Raw genomic sequence first — 14,283 nt, forward strand, 5'->3', positions numbered from 1 at the left:
GTCGCGCTTCATACCTATCATACGAAACCGAATGCAAGGTGACGCCCATGGGCGCTGATGCCAAGACCGCCATGAAAGTCGAGATGACCGACGCCGCCGCCAGGCGGATCGCCAAGATTGTAGCGAGCGAAGCCGGTAAGACGGCCGTGCGCGTTTCGGTCGAGGGCGGCGGCTGTTCCGGCTTCTCCTACAAGTTCGACCTGGTCGACAGGCGCAATGACGACGACGTCGCCATCGAAAAGGACGGCGCCACCGTGCTGATCGACAACCTGTCGCTGGTCTATATGGGCGGCTCGGTGATCGATTTCGTCGACGATCTGATGGGCCAGTCGTTCCAGATCAGAAACCCCAATGCGGTCGCCTCCTGCGGCTGCGGCACCAGCTTCTCGATCTAGAAATGCCCGACATCGGCGCGGTCCGTCAGGTCGCGCTTTCCGCCGGGCGCGACCTCGATGCGACACTGGCGTTCTGGCGCGAGGTGCTCGGCATGAACCTGCATGCGCGTTTCGATCCGCCGGGCATCGCCTTTATCATGGCCGGTGACGTGCGCCTGCTTTTCACCGACGGCCTGCCTGCCGGCACCGTCTATCTCGACATATCGGGCCTCGACGAGTTCCACGCTTCGGCAAGGGCCGCCGGTGTTCCCTTCACCGCGCCGCCGGCGCTCGTCCATCGCGACACCGAAGGCCTGTTCGGCCAGGCGGGGGAAAGCGAATGGATGGCCTTCCTAAAGGACCCGGCAGGCAATACGATCGGCCTTGTCGAACGTCATCCACCGGATCGCTAGTCTCCGGACCACCAGCCTATCGAGGCCGTCATGAAAATCGTCACCTGGAACATCAACGGCGTTCGCGCCCGCATCGGCAATTTGACCCATTGGCTGACGGAAAGCGCGCCCGACATCGCCTGCCTGCAGGAGATCAAGACGGTCGACGAGCAGTTTCCTCGCGCCGAGATCGAGGCGCTCGGCTACAATGTCGAGACTTACGGCCAAAAAGGCTTCAACGGCGTCGCCATCCTGTCGAAGCTGCGTTTCGACGAGGTCAATCGCGGCTTGCCGGGCGACGATGCCGACGAGCAGGCGCGTTTCATCGAGGGCGTGTTCTCGACCGACAAGGGCGCCTTGCGCGTTGCCTCGATCTATCTGCCGAACGGCAACCCGATCGACGACGAGAAGAAGTTCTCCTACAAGCTTTCCTGGATGGCGCGACTTGAGCGCTGGGCCGAGGAGCGGCTTGCTCTGGAAGAGCCGCTGGTCCTGGCCGGCGACTACAATGTCATTCCCGAGCCGATCGACGCGAAGTATCCGGAAAACTGGCTAAGCGATGCGCTGTTCCAGCCCGCGACGCGGCAGGCGTTCCGGCGGCTGAAGAATCTCGGCTTCACCGAAGCCATGCGTGCCGTCACCGACGCCCCGGACATTTTTACGTTCTGGGACTATCAGGCCGGCGCCTGGCAGAAGAACAACGGCATCCGCATCGACCATTTGCTTCTGTCGCCCGAAGCCGCCAACTGGTTTTCCTCGGCTTCGATCGAAAAACAGGTGCGCGCCTGGGAAAAACCCTCCGACCACGTGCCGGTGGCGATCGATCTGGCGCTGCAGCCGGCCTGACCGGAGCTGCTGTCCGGCGGCACATTGATAAGTTGACCTCTTATCGCCACAAATCGCGCGCTTGATGAGAAATCATCATGGTGGCTGGGGTTCCCATGACTACTCGATTTGCACTCTGCCCGATCGGCTGCGCGCTTGCGATGGCGGTGGCGACGCCGGCTTTTGCCGATGCAGAGTGCCTGGCTAACGGAAAATCATTCCAGATCGGCCGGGTCGCCTGCCTGACGGTTGCAGGCCAGAGCCATCTCGCCCGCTGCGACATGGAGCTCAACAACACGTCCTGGATAAAGCTCCGCGACGGCTGCCCGGAGAACACGCTGGCCCCACATCTGCAGGGCACGCCGATCTCAACACCGGCGCCCAGCGGCATGCCGGCGGAACCGACCGACAATTGATCTAAAAACGGAATTCTGCCGACCTATTGGTCGCCGCCACCCTTGGTGAGGATGTCGTCGACCAGCGAGATCGCGGTGCGGCGGTCGGCTTCGCCGGCGGCCGCAAACGCTTCTTCCTGCATGCCGCGGATCCATGGCTGGTCGGCGGGTGAGGCCCGTTCGAGCGCCGCGGTCATCATCGCCAGCCCCCGCACGATCTTGCCGCTTTGGAAGAGCAGGTTGCCGAGCGTCGCCTGCGCGCCCGCATGGCCCTTTTCGGCCGCCAGCTGGAACCAGCGTCCGGCCTGCTTGACGCTGGCCTTGACGCCGCCCTCACCCTTGAGGAACATCTGGCCCATCTCGAACTGGGCGTTCGGGTTGCGGTAGTTGGCGGCGGCGCGCATGTAATATTCTTGGGCCGCCACCTCGTTCTCCTCGACGGGGCTGCCGGGAATGCCCTTCCTCAGATAGTCGCCAAGCGCCACCAGCGCGTCCGAAACATAGCTTTCCTCGGGCGAACCGGGCTCGACATCCTGGTCGACGATCTCGCTGAAGAACTTGAACGCCGCGTAGTCGTCTCGCGCCACGCCATCGCCTTCGGCATACATGCGCGCAAGCTTCCAGGTGGCGCCGATCTGGCCGTTCTCGGCGGCATATTTATAGGCTTCCGCAGCCTGCTCCTTATGGCCGTTCTTGTAGGCGGAAAAGCCGAACTGGAACACCGCCCACGGGCTCGACTGCGGCTTCACGCCGGTCTTGTCGTCGAACACCTTGTCGTCGAACGCCATGGCCTGGCCAACGGCGCCCAGGGTCGCGCCAAACGTGGCGAGCGCAACCAGTGCCGAAAGGACAGACGACCTCAACAACTCAGATGTCCGCATAGCAGTGTGTTTCTTTGGCACCGCCGGGATGGGTGACCGCGCCGTCGCGGGCAGGTCCGACCGTCTGTGCGTATTTCCAGATCGCGCCCGACTGATAGTCGGTCGTGCGCGCCTTCCATGCTTTTGCCCTCGCCGCCAGTTCGGCCTTGGACAATGCAACCTCGATCGTGCCGTTCACCGCATCGATCGAGATCAAGTCGCCATCCCTAAGCAGCCCGATCGGGCCGCCCACTGCCGCTTCCGGCCCGACATGGCCGATGCAGAAACCGCGCGTTGCGCCCGAAAAACGCCCGTCGGTGATGAGCGCCACCTTGCCGCCCATGCCCTGGCCGTAGAGAGCCGCCGTCGTCGACAGCATTTCGCGCATGCCCGGGCCGCCGCGCGGACCCTCGTAACGGATGACGAGAACCTCGCCTTCCCTATAGTTGCGATGCGTAACCGCTTCGAAACATTCCTCTTCCGAATCGAAGCAGCGTGCCGGACCCGAGAATTTGAGCTCCGCCATACCTGCGACCTTCACGATCGCGCCTTCGGGGGCAAGGTTACCCTTCAAGCCCACGACCCCGCCGGTCTGGGTAATCGGCCTGTTGGCGGGACGGACCACATCCTGGCTGTCATTCCAGGAAACATGTTCCATATTTTCGGCCAAAGTGCGGCCGGTCACCGTCAGGCAATCGCCATGAAGATAGCCATGGTCGAGCAGCGTCTTCATCAAGAGCGGAATGCCGCCGGCCTCGAACATGTCCTTGGCGACGTATTTGCCGCCCGGCTTGAGGTCGGCGATATAGGGTGTTTTCTCGAATATCCTGGCCACGTCGAAAAGATCGAACTTTATCCCGGCCTCGTGCGCGATCGCCGGCAGATGCAGCGCCGCGTTGGTCGAGCCGCCGGTGGCCGAGACCACGGTCGCGGCATTTTCCAACGCTTTTATAGTAACGATGTCGCGCGGGCGGATGTTCCTTGCGATCAGCTCCATGATCTTTTCGCCGGAAGCGAAATTGAAGCGGTCGCGCATCTCGTAGGGTGCCGGCGCGCCGCAGGAATAGGGCAGCGCCAGGCCGATCGCCTCAGCGACGGTGGCCATGGTGTTGGCGGTGAACTGGGCGCCGCAGGAGCCGGCCGACGGACAGGCGGCTTGCTCGATCTCGAGCAGCTCGGCGTCGCCGATGGTGCCGACCGAGTGCTGGCCGACCGCCTCGAACACGTCCTGCACGGTGATCTGCCGGCCACGGTAGCTGCCGGGCAGTATCGAGCCGCCATAGATGAAGATCGACGGTACGTTGAGGCGCACCATGGCCATCATCATGCCGGGCAGCGACTTGTCGCAACCGGCCAATCCAACCAGCGCATCGTAGCAATGGCCGCGCATGGTGAGCTCGACCGAGTCGGCGATGACCTCGCGCGACACCAGCGACGACTTCATGCCCTGATGACCCATGGCGATACCGTCGGTGACGGTGATGGTGCAGAATTCGCGTGGCGTGCCGTTGGCCGCCGCCACGCCCTTCTTGACCACTTGCGCCTGGCGCATCAGCGAGATGTTGCAGGGCGCGGCCTCGTTCCAGCAGCTGGCGACACCGACCAGAGGCTGCGCGATCTCGGCCGCCGACAGCCCCATCGCATAAAGGTAGGAGCGATGCGGCGCCCGCTCGGGACCAACGGTCACGTGGCGGCTCGGCAGCTTGGCCTTGGAGATCGCTCTGGCGTCCATACTCGTCCTTGCCGCGGGCGGTGCGGCCTGCCTCTTCGCCTAGCCTTTTGGCGCATGTCCCGAGACAGGTTCGAGGTGCGCCGGGTTTATGGCGGGAAATAGGCAATGTTCCCGGGCGGCCGGGCGACGCGAGGGTTGTTCAGAAACTGTTGCCAAAACGTCACAATTATCGGAGCGAACATCATGGGGGCAATTTGTTGCGCTGGCCGAACGCCGGATGACGCACCGAAACAAAACGGCCGGGCAACGCCCGGCCGTTTTGTCGTTTAAAATTTAATAGTTAGAACTTGATCTTGACGGAAGCCGAACCAGCGAGAAGCAGGTCGTTGCCGTAGGTGTAGGTAACGGCATTTGCCACGTCGCCGACACCGCTGAAAGTCGATGACCCGCTCGTCAGCACACCGATCGAGCCGCCCAGCCTGACCTCGACCTGATCGTTCGGCGAATAGGAGACGCCGCTGGCAACGGCCCAGGTATCCGACTGATAGCCGGAGGTCGTCGAGGTGCCGCGATCCCAGGTCAGCGAAACCACGCCCGACAATTGATCGGTGAACTTGTGCCCGATACCGCCCGTGACCGTCCAGCCGTCGCGATAAAGCAGGTCGAATGAAACGGGCGAGGGCAAACCGGTTACCGGACTGCGCACGCCATTGATGGCAATGACGCCAAGCTTGCTCCACTCCTGCCAGCGGACGGAACCAAAGGCCAGCCAGCCAGGAGCTATGCCGCTCTGCAGCTTGAATTCCAGAGCCTGAGGTATCTCAGCCGACGCCGAGACTGGGTACACGCCGGTAGAGCCGGGAATCAGATCCGCTGGAAAGGCGCCCCTGAAGCCGGTCGTGTCGACGGTTCCCGACAGCCCGTCATATTTGTAGCTCGAAGAGTACATCAGGCTGGCGCGCAGAGCGATCTCGGGGATCTCATAGGCTGCGCCCGCACGCCAACCCCATGCCTCGTCGGAAAGCTTGAAGACGCCGAGGCCGGTATTGCCGAAGGCGAGCAGTGTCTGACGGGAAAGAAACGCGTCTACCTGCTGGTAGGAGACACCGCCGATGAATCGTATGGCGCCCTTGCCGACGTTCACCTTGTAGGAGCAGGTGAGACCGAAATCGTCTGTGTCGACGGCGTATTTGACCGCTGTCGGCGAATAGGCGTTGTTCATGCCGAAATTCGCGTCCGCACCATACGGTCTCGTATAGGTGGCAAGACAGTCTACGGGCTCAAAGATGTTGGCCTTGATGCCGACATGCGGCACCGCATAGTCGCCACCAACATCCACCGCTGATGTCGACAAACCCGAGCCATCGAGGCGCTGCACATTCTTGAGTTTGCGCTGTGGCGAAACATAGGTGACGCCTGCGTCGAACGAATATGGCGCCGCGTCGAACAGCTGGTCGATATTGACGCCGCCCCGGTCAAAGCCCCCGGCTTGCACCGTCCCAGCCAAAGCCAGCGAAAAAGCCCCCGCGCCCAGCAGCACTTTCAGACGCGAATAACACATGAATCTCCTCCCCGAAATATCCTTGCATCAAGCTAGAACCAATTCAGGTTAACGGCGCAACAACGAATTCGCCGTGCGTACATGTACACCTTGGCTGAACGCGTTTCCGACAAGGTGTCGGCCTTCTTACCGAGGCGGGAAAATGGCCGCCACAATACAGATCGACGAGAAAACTCGGGAAAAACCCCTAAATCACTACAGATCAGGGCATTTTGCGTGCCCAGTCAGCCATTGTTACATTATGGCAACAATGGGGCAAAAACATTCAGTTTTCCTCAAGATTTACGCTGCGGAATGCCTGTTTTCGTGGCAGGAGGCCTGTCTGGAAGGCAGATTCGTGACCGGCGAATCTATTGCGGCCAACAGGCCCAATTTGTTTGATCAGCCGGCCCAATCTGTTCGATCAACCGGCCCAATCCGTTCGATCAACCGGCATCGCGCACCCGCGCCAATGCCACCGAAAGCTTCTCTTGCGCCTCGCGATATTCGGCGAGTTTTTCACGCTCGGCCTCCACCACCTCTTCCGGCGCGTTGGCGACGAATTTCTCGTTGGACAGCTTCTTGTAGAGCCGCGCTATTTCCTCGGTCACCTTGGCAAGCTCCTTGTGCAGGCGCGCTGCCTCGGCGGCAAGGTCGATCAGGCTGCCGAGCGGCAGGCAGATCGTCGCCTCGTTGACCACGATCTGGGCGGATCCCCTCGGTGGCGCCTCGGCGAGCGAGATGTCGCCGACCCGCGCCAGACGCTTGATAGCCGAGCCCTGACGCTCGAGCCTTTCGTGTGTCGCGTCGTTGGCGCCGATCACCACGAGCGGTGCGATAGCCGCCGGCGGCACGTTCATCTCCGAACGCACCGAGCGGATGCCGGAGACAAGGTCGACCAGCCAGTTGATATCGGCGGCGGCCGCCTCGTCCTCGAAGTCGGGCGACGGCCATGCCGCATGACAAAGCAGCGATTGCCGTTGCCTGCCCTCGCCGGCGGTTTCGGCCCACAGTTCCTCGGTCATGAACGGCATCATCGGATGCAGCAGCTTGTAGATCTCGTCGAGTACGAAGGCGACGCATGCCCTGCTCTCGGCCTTGGCGGCCTCGTCGGTGCCCATGAACACCGGCTTCAGCAGTTCCAGGTACCAGTCGCAGAACTGGTTCCAGACGAAGCGGTAGGCGGCACCCGCCGCCTCGTTGAAGCGGTATGAGGTGATACCGTCCGTTATGTCCCGCGCGGCTCGCGTCAACTCCGTCAAGATCCAGCGGTTGACCGCCAGCTTGGCGTCCTGCAGCCAGAAATCGTCGTCGCGCGCCACTTCGTTCATCTCGGCGAAGCGCGTCGCGTTCCACAGCTTGGTGCCGAAATTGCGATAACCGGCTATGCGGGCCGGATCGAGCTTAACGTCGCGCCCTTGCGCTGCCATCACAGTCAAGGTGAAGCGCAGCGCATCGGCGCCGTATTCGTCGATGAGCTCGAGCGGATCGATGACGTTGCCTTTCGACTTCGACATCTTCTGCCCGTTCTTGTCGCGAACCAGCGCATGGACATAGACGGTATGAAACGGCTCCTGATCCATGAAATGCAGGCCCATCATCATCATGCGGGCGACCCAGAAGAAGATGATGTCGAAACCGGTCACCAGCACGTCGGTCGGGTAATAGGTCTTCAGCTCCCGCGTCTGGTCCGGCCAGCCAAGCGTCGAGAACGGCCACAGCGCCGACGAGAACCATGTGTCGAGCACGTCCTCGTCTCGGGTCAGGATCTCGCCAGGCTGGAAATTCTCAAGCTTGTCCTCGACCCAGGCCTTCCACGGCCCTTCCAGCGCCAGATAATATTCGACGGCGGCACCGAGCGCCTCTTCCTCGGTCTTTTCGACAAAGACATGCCCGTCCGGCCCGTACCAGGCAGGGATCTGGTGACCCCACCAGAGCTGGCGCGAAATGCACCAGGGCTGGATGTTTTCCATCCAGTCGAAATAGGTCTTTTCCCAGTTTTTGGGCACGAAGTTGGTACGGCCCTCGCGCACCGAGGCGATCGCCGGCTTGGCCAGTTCCGCCGCATTGACATACCACTGGTCGGTCAGAAACGGCTCGATCGGCACGCCGCCGCGGTCGCCATGGGGCACGGCGTGGCGATGCGGCTCGACCTTTTCGAGAAAGCCGCCCGCCTGCATCAGTTCAACGATCTTCTTGCGCGCATCGAAACGGTCCAGACCATCGAGGCTGTCCCAGACGGCCCGGCGCTCCGGTGTCACGTCCAGTCCGGCGAGAAAGTCCTCATTGTCCTTGAGGCTCACCGCCGCATTGACGGTAAGGATGTTGACCGCCGGCAGCCGGTGGCGCTTGCCGACCTCGAAGTCGTTGAAGTCATGCGCCGGCGTGATCTTGACCGCACCGCTGCCTTTTTCGGGATCGGAATACTCATCCGCCACCACCGGAATCCTGCGGCCGACGATCGGCAGGATGAGGTTCTTGCCGATGAGATGCCGGAAACGTTCGTCGTCGGGGTGGACGGCGACAGCCGTATCGCCCAGCATCGTCTCCGGGCGGGTCGTCGCAACGGTAATGAAGGTCTTCGGATTTTCCGGATCGAAGGTCATGCCTTCGACTGGATAGCGGAAGTGCCAGAGGTTGCCGTTGACTTCCTGCTGCTCGACCTCGAGATCCGAGATGGCGGTCAACAGCTTCGGATCCCAGTTCACAAGGCGCTTGTCCTTGTAGATCAGCCCTTCCTTGTAGAGCGTCACGAACACTTCGAGCACGGCCTTGGACAGGCCCTCGTCCATGGTGAAGCGCTCCCGGCTCCAGTCGGCCGAGGCCCCGAGCCGCTTCAGCTGGTTGAGGATGGCGCCGCCGGACTCGGCCTTCCACTCCCACACCTTGTCGATGAACTCATCGCGCGTCAGGTCGCGGCGGTGGATCTGCTTTTCCATAAGCTGGCGCTCTACCACCATCTGCGTGGCGATGCCGGCATGGTCCATGCCTGGTTGCCAAAGAACATTCTTGCCGCGCATGCGCTCGAAGCGCACCAGAATGTCCTGCAGCGTGTTGTTGAGCGCATGACCCATATGCAGCGAGCCGGTGACATTCGGCGGCGGGATGACGATGGTGAAGGCTTCAGCCCCCTCCTCGGCCCCGGCGCCGGCCCGAAAGGCGTCGGCCTCTTCCCAGATCCTGGCAATCTTCGGCTCGACGGCTTTGGCGTCGTAGGTCTTTTCGAGCATGGGAAAACGGTCCGCGCTGTCCGGAATTTGTGGTCCGGTGTAAATCGGAAGGTTGTTGCCAAGTCAACCGCAAGGGCATGGCCGATAGATAGCGCCGGGATGGTTCGGTGCAACTCGCGGAACTGAATGTTGCACGGCAATCGCTTCAGGTTTGCGCTGCCCCTCATTGCCCTGCCGGGCATTTCTCCCCGTATAGTGACGGGGAGAAAGACGCCTGTACTGAAGCTCTCACCAATCACGAACGTTGCGGAAAAGGCGCCTAAATTGCGGTCAACCCCTTCTCCCCGTCACTATACGGGGAGAAGGTGCCGGCAGGCGGATGAGGGGCAGCGCCGACTTCGACAATTCGCCGGTCGAGCGCCGCCTATTGGCGGCTCTCCGAATTGCTACTGCGCGCCGCGCGCGACGCGCTCGATTTCCTCGCGCACCAGCCGCTCGACCAGCGTCGGCAGGTTGTTGTCCAGCCAGTCCTGCAGCATGGGCCGCAGCATCTCCTCGGCCATCTCGTCGAAAGTCTTCTTGCTGCGGCTGGCAAACGCGTCGGAAAGCTCGCCGAAGGCCGCGGCAACCTGCCGGCCCGTATGCTCCGAAAGGATTGCCGGACGTGCGGGCGGCGCCTCGCTGGCCGCCGGACGCGCCACGCCGACTTTCGAAGATTCCGGGCCGGTTTTCGAAGGCTCCGGGCCGCTTTCCGAAGGCTCCGGCCCAATTTCCGAAGGCTCCGGCACAGGTCCAGCAGTCGCCTCGTTCTCGAAAACCTCGGCTTTCGGCTCGGCGTCCGGCGTCCGGAGTGGCTCGGCGCGCTCCGGCTTGGCCATCGCGTCGCCGACCGCGGCGATCTCGCGCCGCCAATCGGCAATGATGGTGTCGGTCGTCTCGGCAGCCTTGGCTGTCGCAGGCCGATCCGGCTTTGCGGGCGGTGCGGGAGCGGCGTTCACCTCAGCCAGCGTCACCGCTGCTTTTACCGGGCCGGGGCGGAGCGGCGTTTCCAGGCGCTCAATAACCGGCGCGGCCGTTGGCTGCACCTCGGCCCGCGTGGCCGGCTTGGCGATCTCCAGTCCGCCGCGCAGTTCGGAGCGGAACGCATCCGCCTCCGCTGTGCGTCCGGCTGCCGGCGCCGGTTGCAGGTCCTGGCGCAGCTCGTCCGCGTCGCCCGGCTGCTTGCGGCCGGTATCGCTGTCCTCGATGATCCTTCTGATGGAAGCCAGTATTTCTTCCATGGAAGGTTCGCGCTGTACGCTGCTTGCCGTCGCCATCGTCACATCCGCCGCCCTTGTGACTCGTTCTCAGATTTCCTGTCCGGCAAACGCCGGATTCGAATCATGGCAACAGCGTAACCGACGGAACGGCTTGCGAGAATCCCCAATCTGGCGACATCTCGGATTTCAACAGATTAGGGTCGGGAGTTGAAAGCCCGCGCGTCGTTCGAGCGCGGGCTGAAAACACGGCTTGGCGATCAGCGGCCGTCCGGCGTGCGCAGGCCGATCCACTTGTCCTTGACGGCGTTGTAATGCTCTTCGGGCCTGTACTTCGTCACATTGAGCGCAAGGCGGTCTGCCGACAAATGGCCAACCGCCGAGAGGATGGCATAGCTCGCCACCACCACGTCGCGTTCGGCGCTGACAAGATTGATCTTGGCAGTGATGAGGGTCGCCTGCGCATTGAGCACGTCGAGCGTGGTGCGCTGGCCGACATTGCGCTCTTCGATGACGCCGTTCAGGGCAAGCTGCGCGGCGGCGACCACCTGCCGGTTGGCCGTGACGCTTTGCTGCGCGGCGGTGTATTGCGACCATGCCGAGGTAACGGCCTGGCGCACCTGGTCGCGACTCACGTCGACTTCGATCCGCGCCTGGCTGAGCGATTCCTTGTTCTGGCGCACGGTCGCCGAGGTCCGTCCGCCGGAATAGATCGGCACGGTCAGTGTCGCGCCGATGTTCGCCGACGTCCTTGTGCCATCCTGCGATGCCCCAAGGACGCCCGGAACCGTGTTGCGATAGTCGCCGGAAACGCCGGCGCTAGCCGAAAGCTGCGGCAGCAGCGCGCCTTCGGCCGATTTAACCGAAAACGCCGCCGCGTCGACCAGGTGCTCGGTGGCGAGGATGGCCGGATGTTCGGCCGATGCGATCGCGATCGCTGCATCGAGGCTCGACGGCAACAGCTTCGACAGCGGCGAAGCCGGCCTGAGCCTGCCCGGCTCGTCGCCGACGATCTGGCGATAGGTCGCAGCGCTTGCCAGCGCCGTCGCGCGGGCGGCGCTCAACTGCGCCACCGCGGAGGCACGCTGCGCGTCGGCTTGCGCGACGTCGGTGCGGGTACCTTCGCCGACCTCGAAGCGCGAACGCGCCGCACGCGCCTGCTCGGTCAGGAACTGCAGGTTCTGTTCGGTCAGCACCGCGATCTGGCGGTCGCGGATGACGTCCATATAGGCGCTTGCCGCGTTGAAAAGGGTGTTTTCTTCGGTGTTGCGCAGGCTCTCGACCGAGGCGCTGACCCGCGCTTCGGCGGCCGCGACGTTGTTCCTGGTCTGAAAGCCGTCGAACAGGGTTTGATTGATCTGGACGCCAAAGTTGCCGGTAGTTATGCGCGCGGTTCGACTAGTACCATTGATATGGGTGCTGGTGTAGTCGATGTCCGCGGAACCGGTGATGGTCGGGCGCCAGCCGGACTTTGCGATTGCAACGCCCTCGTCGGTGACGCGAACGCCGGCGCGTGTCGAATTGAGCGAGGAATTGTTCTGATAGGCTTTTGAAAGGGCCCCGAGAATGGTTTCGGCCGAGGCGGCCATTGGAGACAGCGCTGTCGCCGAAACGAGGACAGCGGTAAAAAGCAACTTGCGTACAGACGGCACGTTATATTCCCTCATTCGTTTTGCACGGGAACTGCGCCACGCTGGCTTCTCCTTCTGATCAGCCGGCGCCGCGTTTTTTATCGTTCCCCCGCTGAAAGCCCCCAGAAACGCCCGGTTATGCAGATCAGCAACGATTGTTCAAACGCAAGCGATCATGACAGCGCCTTCGCTGCAAGGCAAAATCACTCAGAATTCGAAGGCGGGAATGCGTTCGAATCCCGGTAGTGGCTTAATTGCCGCATTAAATGCGCGTCTTCCCGTTACAACCCCTCCAGTCTTAAAAAAAAGCCGGGCTACGCCCGAATTGCCCTGCCCCTCCACGGCGACGAGTCGGCCGCCTTCGGCAAGCTGGTCGAACAGCGCCGCCGGCACCTCCCCGACGCTGCCGCCGATCAGGATGACGTCGTAAGGCGCCTTATCTGCGTGGCCTTGCGGCAGCGGCCCGTGGACCACGGTGACATTGCCGCAACCAAGTGCCGCAAGCGTCGAAGTGGCGGTCTCGGCCAGCGCCGGATCGCTTTCCAGCGCCACCACGGACCTTGCCAGCCGCGACAGGATCGCCGCCGCATAGCCGGTGCCGCAGCCGACATCTAGTGCCGAATCGCTTGGGCCGATATCGGCCAGCTGCATCAGCTTGGCCAATGGCGACGGTTCCATCAGATAGCGCGGACCATCTGCCGTATCGGCAATGCGGATGTCCTCGTCGATATAGGCAAGATCGCGCTGGCCGGCGCCGACAAAGGCCTCGCGCGGCACGACAAGCATCGCCTCGAGCAGCGGTGCGCTGGTCACGTCGGTGGTGCGGATCTGGCCGTCGACCATCTTCACCCGGCGTTCGGCAAAATCAGCGCTCATGTTCCAACCATCCGCTTGCCGCGCAAAGGCCGCGGCTGTTTCGACCGGAACTGAAGCCCCCTGGCGCTGACGCGCGGGAGCTCGGGCATTGGAGGCCTCGCCCGGAATCGAACCGGGGTGCAAGGATTTGCAGTCCTCTGCGTAACCACTCCGCCACGAGGCCTCATTGCTCCCGGCGTTCCACCCGGCTCCAATAGGTTGCGGCGAAAATGCCGTCAAGCGGCCACCATGCATTCCCAACGGTTCCTCGACATTCCATGCCCTGCCTTATCAACGCAATGCCCATGTTAGCAATAACATATTAGCTTATCGTTAAGCATGATTCTGGGCGACGGGAACCCGAAACCGGCGGCCACGTTGGGCAAGGAAGAGGCTCCGCCATGCGTCGAGCAGCTACGAAGGACGGCACGTCGCGCGGATTGTCGCAGTCTGCAGAGCTTGTGCGCTATGCCATCGACCGCCTCAGCATAGAAGGCGCAAACAGCCTGCCGCCGCGCGACCGGGCGCGGCTGGCATCGGCTACCGCCGTTCTCAAGGAGCTTTGCGAACGCCTGGAAAGCTGTTTCGACCAGCCTCGGTGAGGCCTGGACGGACCACGCCGCTCTCCGACATTTTGCCGGATACCGGCCTGTCAGCAGGGCAGTCTCAATCCGGCCGGCGCCGTCGCTCCCACCAGACGACGAAGCGGCGCCGGTGACGGCGCACCAATGCGAATTCGTAGGAGAGCACCAGCAATCCGATCGGCACCATCCAGAAACCCAGGATCGGCAGGAAGCCGAGAATGCCGCCGATGATCAGCACAACGCCGATCGCAATCCTGAGGCCGCGCGAGCGCGGCATGGTGAACTGGCGGCCGAAGACCGAGATTTTCCGGGCCGGTGGCTGTTCGTCGCTCATTGCCGTCATGTGAAATGTCGATCCGTTTGCATCAGTAGCACCATCAGCCGGAGAAAGCCGCAACGGCCTTTTCTGTTCCGTGACAGGCGAGAGACAGCTCATATGAGGGCGCTCGCCGGCCATTGCCAGCAAGCCCTGCGCCAAAAAGCACCGAAAAAATGCGAAATGCTTCTTTGCAAAGCCGAAACGGGTTTGCTATAGGCTGCCCCACTCACGCAAGAGCCTCTGTTCCCCGGTAGCTCAGTGGTAGAGCAACCGGCTGTTAACCGGTTGGTCGCTGGTTCGAATCCGGCCCGGGGAGCCACCGCCTCTTCTACGCCATAGCGCGATATTGCGCGCCAGCGTGCAATTTCTCCCTACGCGTCGATCTCGATAGTCCTGCCTCCAGAGTGTCA

13 protein-coding genes and 2 tRNA genes are annotated in these 14,283 nt (G+C 62.5%); 6 read left to right on the top strand and 9 right to left on the bottom strand.

Annotated elements, in window-relative coordinates; all coding sequences use genetic code 11:
- Positions 1 to 47 precede the first annotated feature (47 nt).
- The 4 genes from erpA (at position 48) to NKI17_RS25635 (ending at position 2,007) form a co-directional block, all read left to right on the top strand.
- A complete protein-coding gene (gene erpA / locus NKI17_RS25620; RefSeq protein WP_352692346.1) occupies positions 48 to 395 on the top strand; it encodes an iron-sulfur cluster insertion protein ErpA in 348 nt (115 codons plus the stop codon).
- A gap of 2 nt (positions 396 to 397) precedes the next feature.
- Complete coding sequence (locus NKI17_RS25625) at positions 398 to 787, top strand: VOC family protein (RefSeq protein WP_352470415.1); 390 nt, start codon at positions 398 to 400, stop codon at positions 785 to 787.
- A gap of 30 nt (positions 788 to 817) precedes the next feature.
- Positions 818 to 1,612: an exodeoxyribonuclease III gene (gene xth, locus NKI17_RS25630; protein WP_352692345.1), complete on the top strand. Its 795-nt coding sequence runs from the start codon at positions 818 to 820 to the stop codon at positions 1,610 to 1,612.
- Between the two features lie 77 nt (positions 1,613 to 1,689).
- Positions 1,690 to 2,007 (top strand): hypothetical protein, encoded by a 318-nt coding sequence (locus tag NKI17_RS25635; RefSeq protein WP_352692344.1) that lies wholly within the window; start codon positions 1,690 to 1,692, stop codon positions 2,005 to 2,007.
- A 23-nt stretch (positions 2,008 to 2,030) separates the two neighbouring features.
- Here the strand turns inward: NKI17_RS25635 and NKI17_RS25640 are convergent, their stop codons facing one another.
- The 8 genes from NKI17_RS25640 to NKI17_RS25675 form a co-directional block, all read right to left on the bottom strand.
- Positions 2,031 to 2,867: a tetratricopeptide repeat protein gene (locus tag NKI17_RS25640; RefSeq protein WP_352906962.1), complete on the bottom strand. Its 837-nt coding sequence runs from the start codon at positions 2,865 to 2,867 to the stop codon at positions 2,031 to 2,033.
- The gene (ilvD, locus tag NKI17_RS25645; RefSeq protein WP_352906963.1) at positions 2,854 to 4,578 is read right to left on the bottom strand and encodes a dihydroxy-acid dehydratase; all 1,725 of its coding nucleotides are present in this window, start codon (positions 4,576 to 4,578) and stop codon (positions 2,854 to 2,856) included. Before ilvD ends, NKI17_RS25640 begins: the two co-directional genes overlap by 14 nt.
- Before the next feature lie 280 nt (positions 4,579 to 4,858).
- Entirely contained in the window at positions 4,859 to 6,079 is a 1,221-nt protein-coding gene (locus NKI17_RS25650) for an OmpP1/FadL family transporter (RefSeq protein ID WP_352644698.1), read from the bottom strand.
- Between the two features lie 425 nt (positions 6,080 to 6,504).
- Entirely contained in the window at positions 6,505 to 9,288 is a 2,784-nt protein-coding gene (locus tag NKI17_RS25655) for a valine--tRNA ligase (protein WP_352724873.1), read from the bottom strand.
- A 386-nt stretch (positions 9,289 to 9,674) separates the two neighbouring features.
- Positions 9,675 to 10,544 (bottom strand): DUF2497 domain-containing protein, encoded by an 870-nt coding sequence (locus NKI17_RS25660; RefSeq protein WP_352906964.1) that lies wholly within the window; start codon positions 10,542 to 10,544, stop codon positions 9,675 to 9,677.
- Positions 10,545 to 10,744: 200 nt separating this feature from the next.
- On the bottom strand, positions 10,745 to 12,136 hold the full coding sequence (locus tag NKI17_RS25665; protein WP_023676398.1) for a TolC family outer membrane protein: 1,392 nt from the start codon (positions 12,134 to 12,136) through the stop codon (positions 10,745 to 10,747).
- A 186-nt stretch (positions 12,137 to 12,322) separates the two neighbouring features.
- Positions 12,323 to 12,991, bottom strand: coding sequence for a protein-L-isoaspartate O-methyltransferase family protein (locus NKI17_RS25670; RefSeq protein WP_352568867.1), 669 nt, complete (start codon positions 12,989 to 12,991; stop codon positions 12,323 to 12,325).
- Positions 12,992 to 13,080: 89 nt separating this feature from the next.
- A tRNA-Cys gene (locus NKI17_RS25675) sits at positions 13,081 to 13,154 on the bottom strand.
- 217 nt (positions 13,155 to 13,371) lie between these two features.
- On the opposite strand from NKI17_RS25675, the gene NKI17_RS25680 reads away from it, so the two are divergent.
- Complete coding sequence (locus NKI17_RS25680) at positions 13,372 to 13,572, top strand: hypothetical protein (RefSeq protein WP_156937330.1); 201 nt, start codon at positions 13,372 to 13,374, stop codon at positions 13,570 to 13,572.
- 64 nt (positions 13,573 to 13,636) lie between these two features.
- Here the strand turns inward: NKI17_RS25680 and NKI17_RS25685 are convergent, their stop codons facing one another.
- Positions 13,637 to 13,897 (bottom strand): hypothetical protein, encoded by a 261-nt coding sequence (locus NKI17_RS25685; protein ID WP_023676401.1) that lies wholly within the window; start codon positions 13,895 to 13,897, stop codon positions 13,637 to 13,639.
- Between the two features lie 220 nt (positions 13,898 to 14,117).
- Here NKI17_RS25685 and NKI17_RS25690 point away from each other — a divergent pair.
- Positions 14,118 to 14,192: transfer RNA gene (locus tag NKI17_RS25690), tRNA-Asn, on the top strand.
- Positions 14,193 to 14,283 lie beyond the last annotated feature (91 nt).

Origin of the sequence: Mesorhizobium sp. M0816 (assembly GCF_040320005.1) — a bacterium.
Lineage (GTDB): Bacteria > Pseudomonadota > Alphaproteobacteria > Rhizobiales > Rhizobiaceae > Mesorhizobium.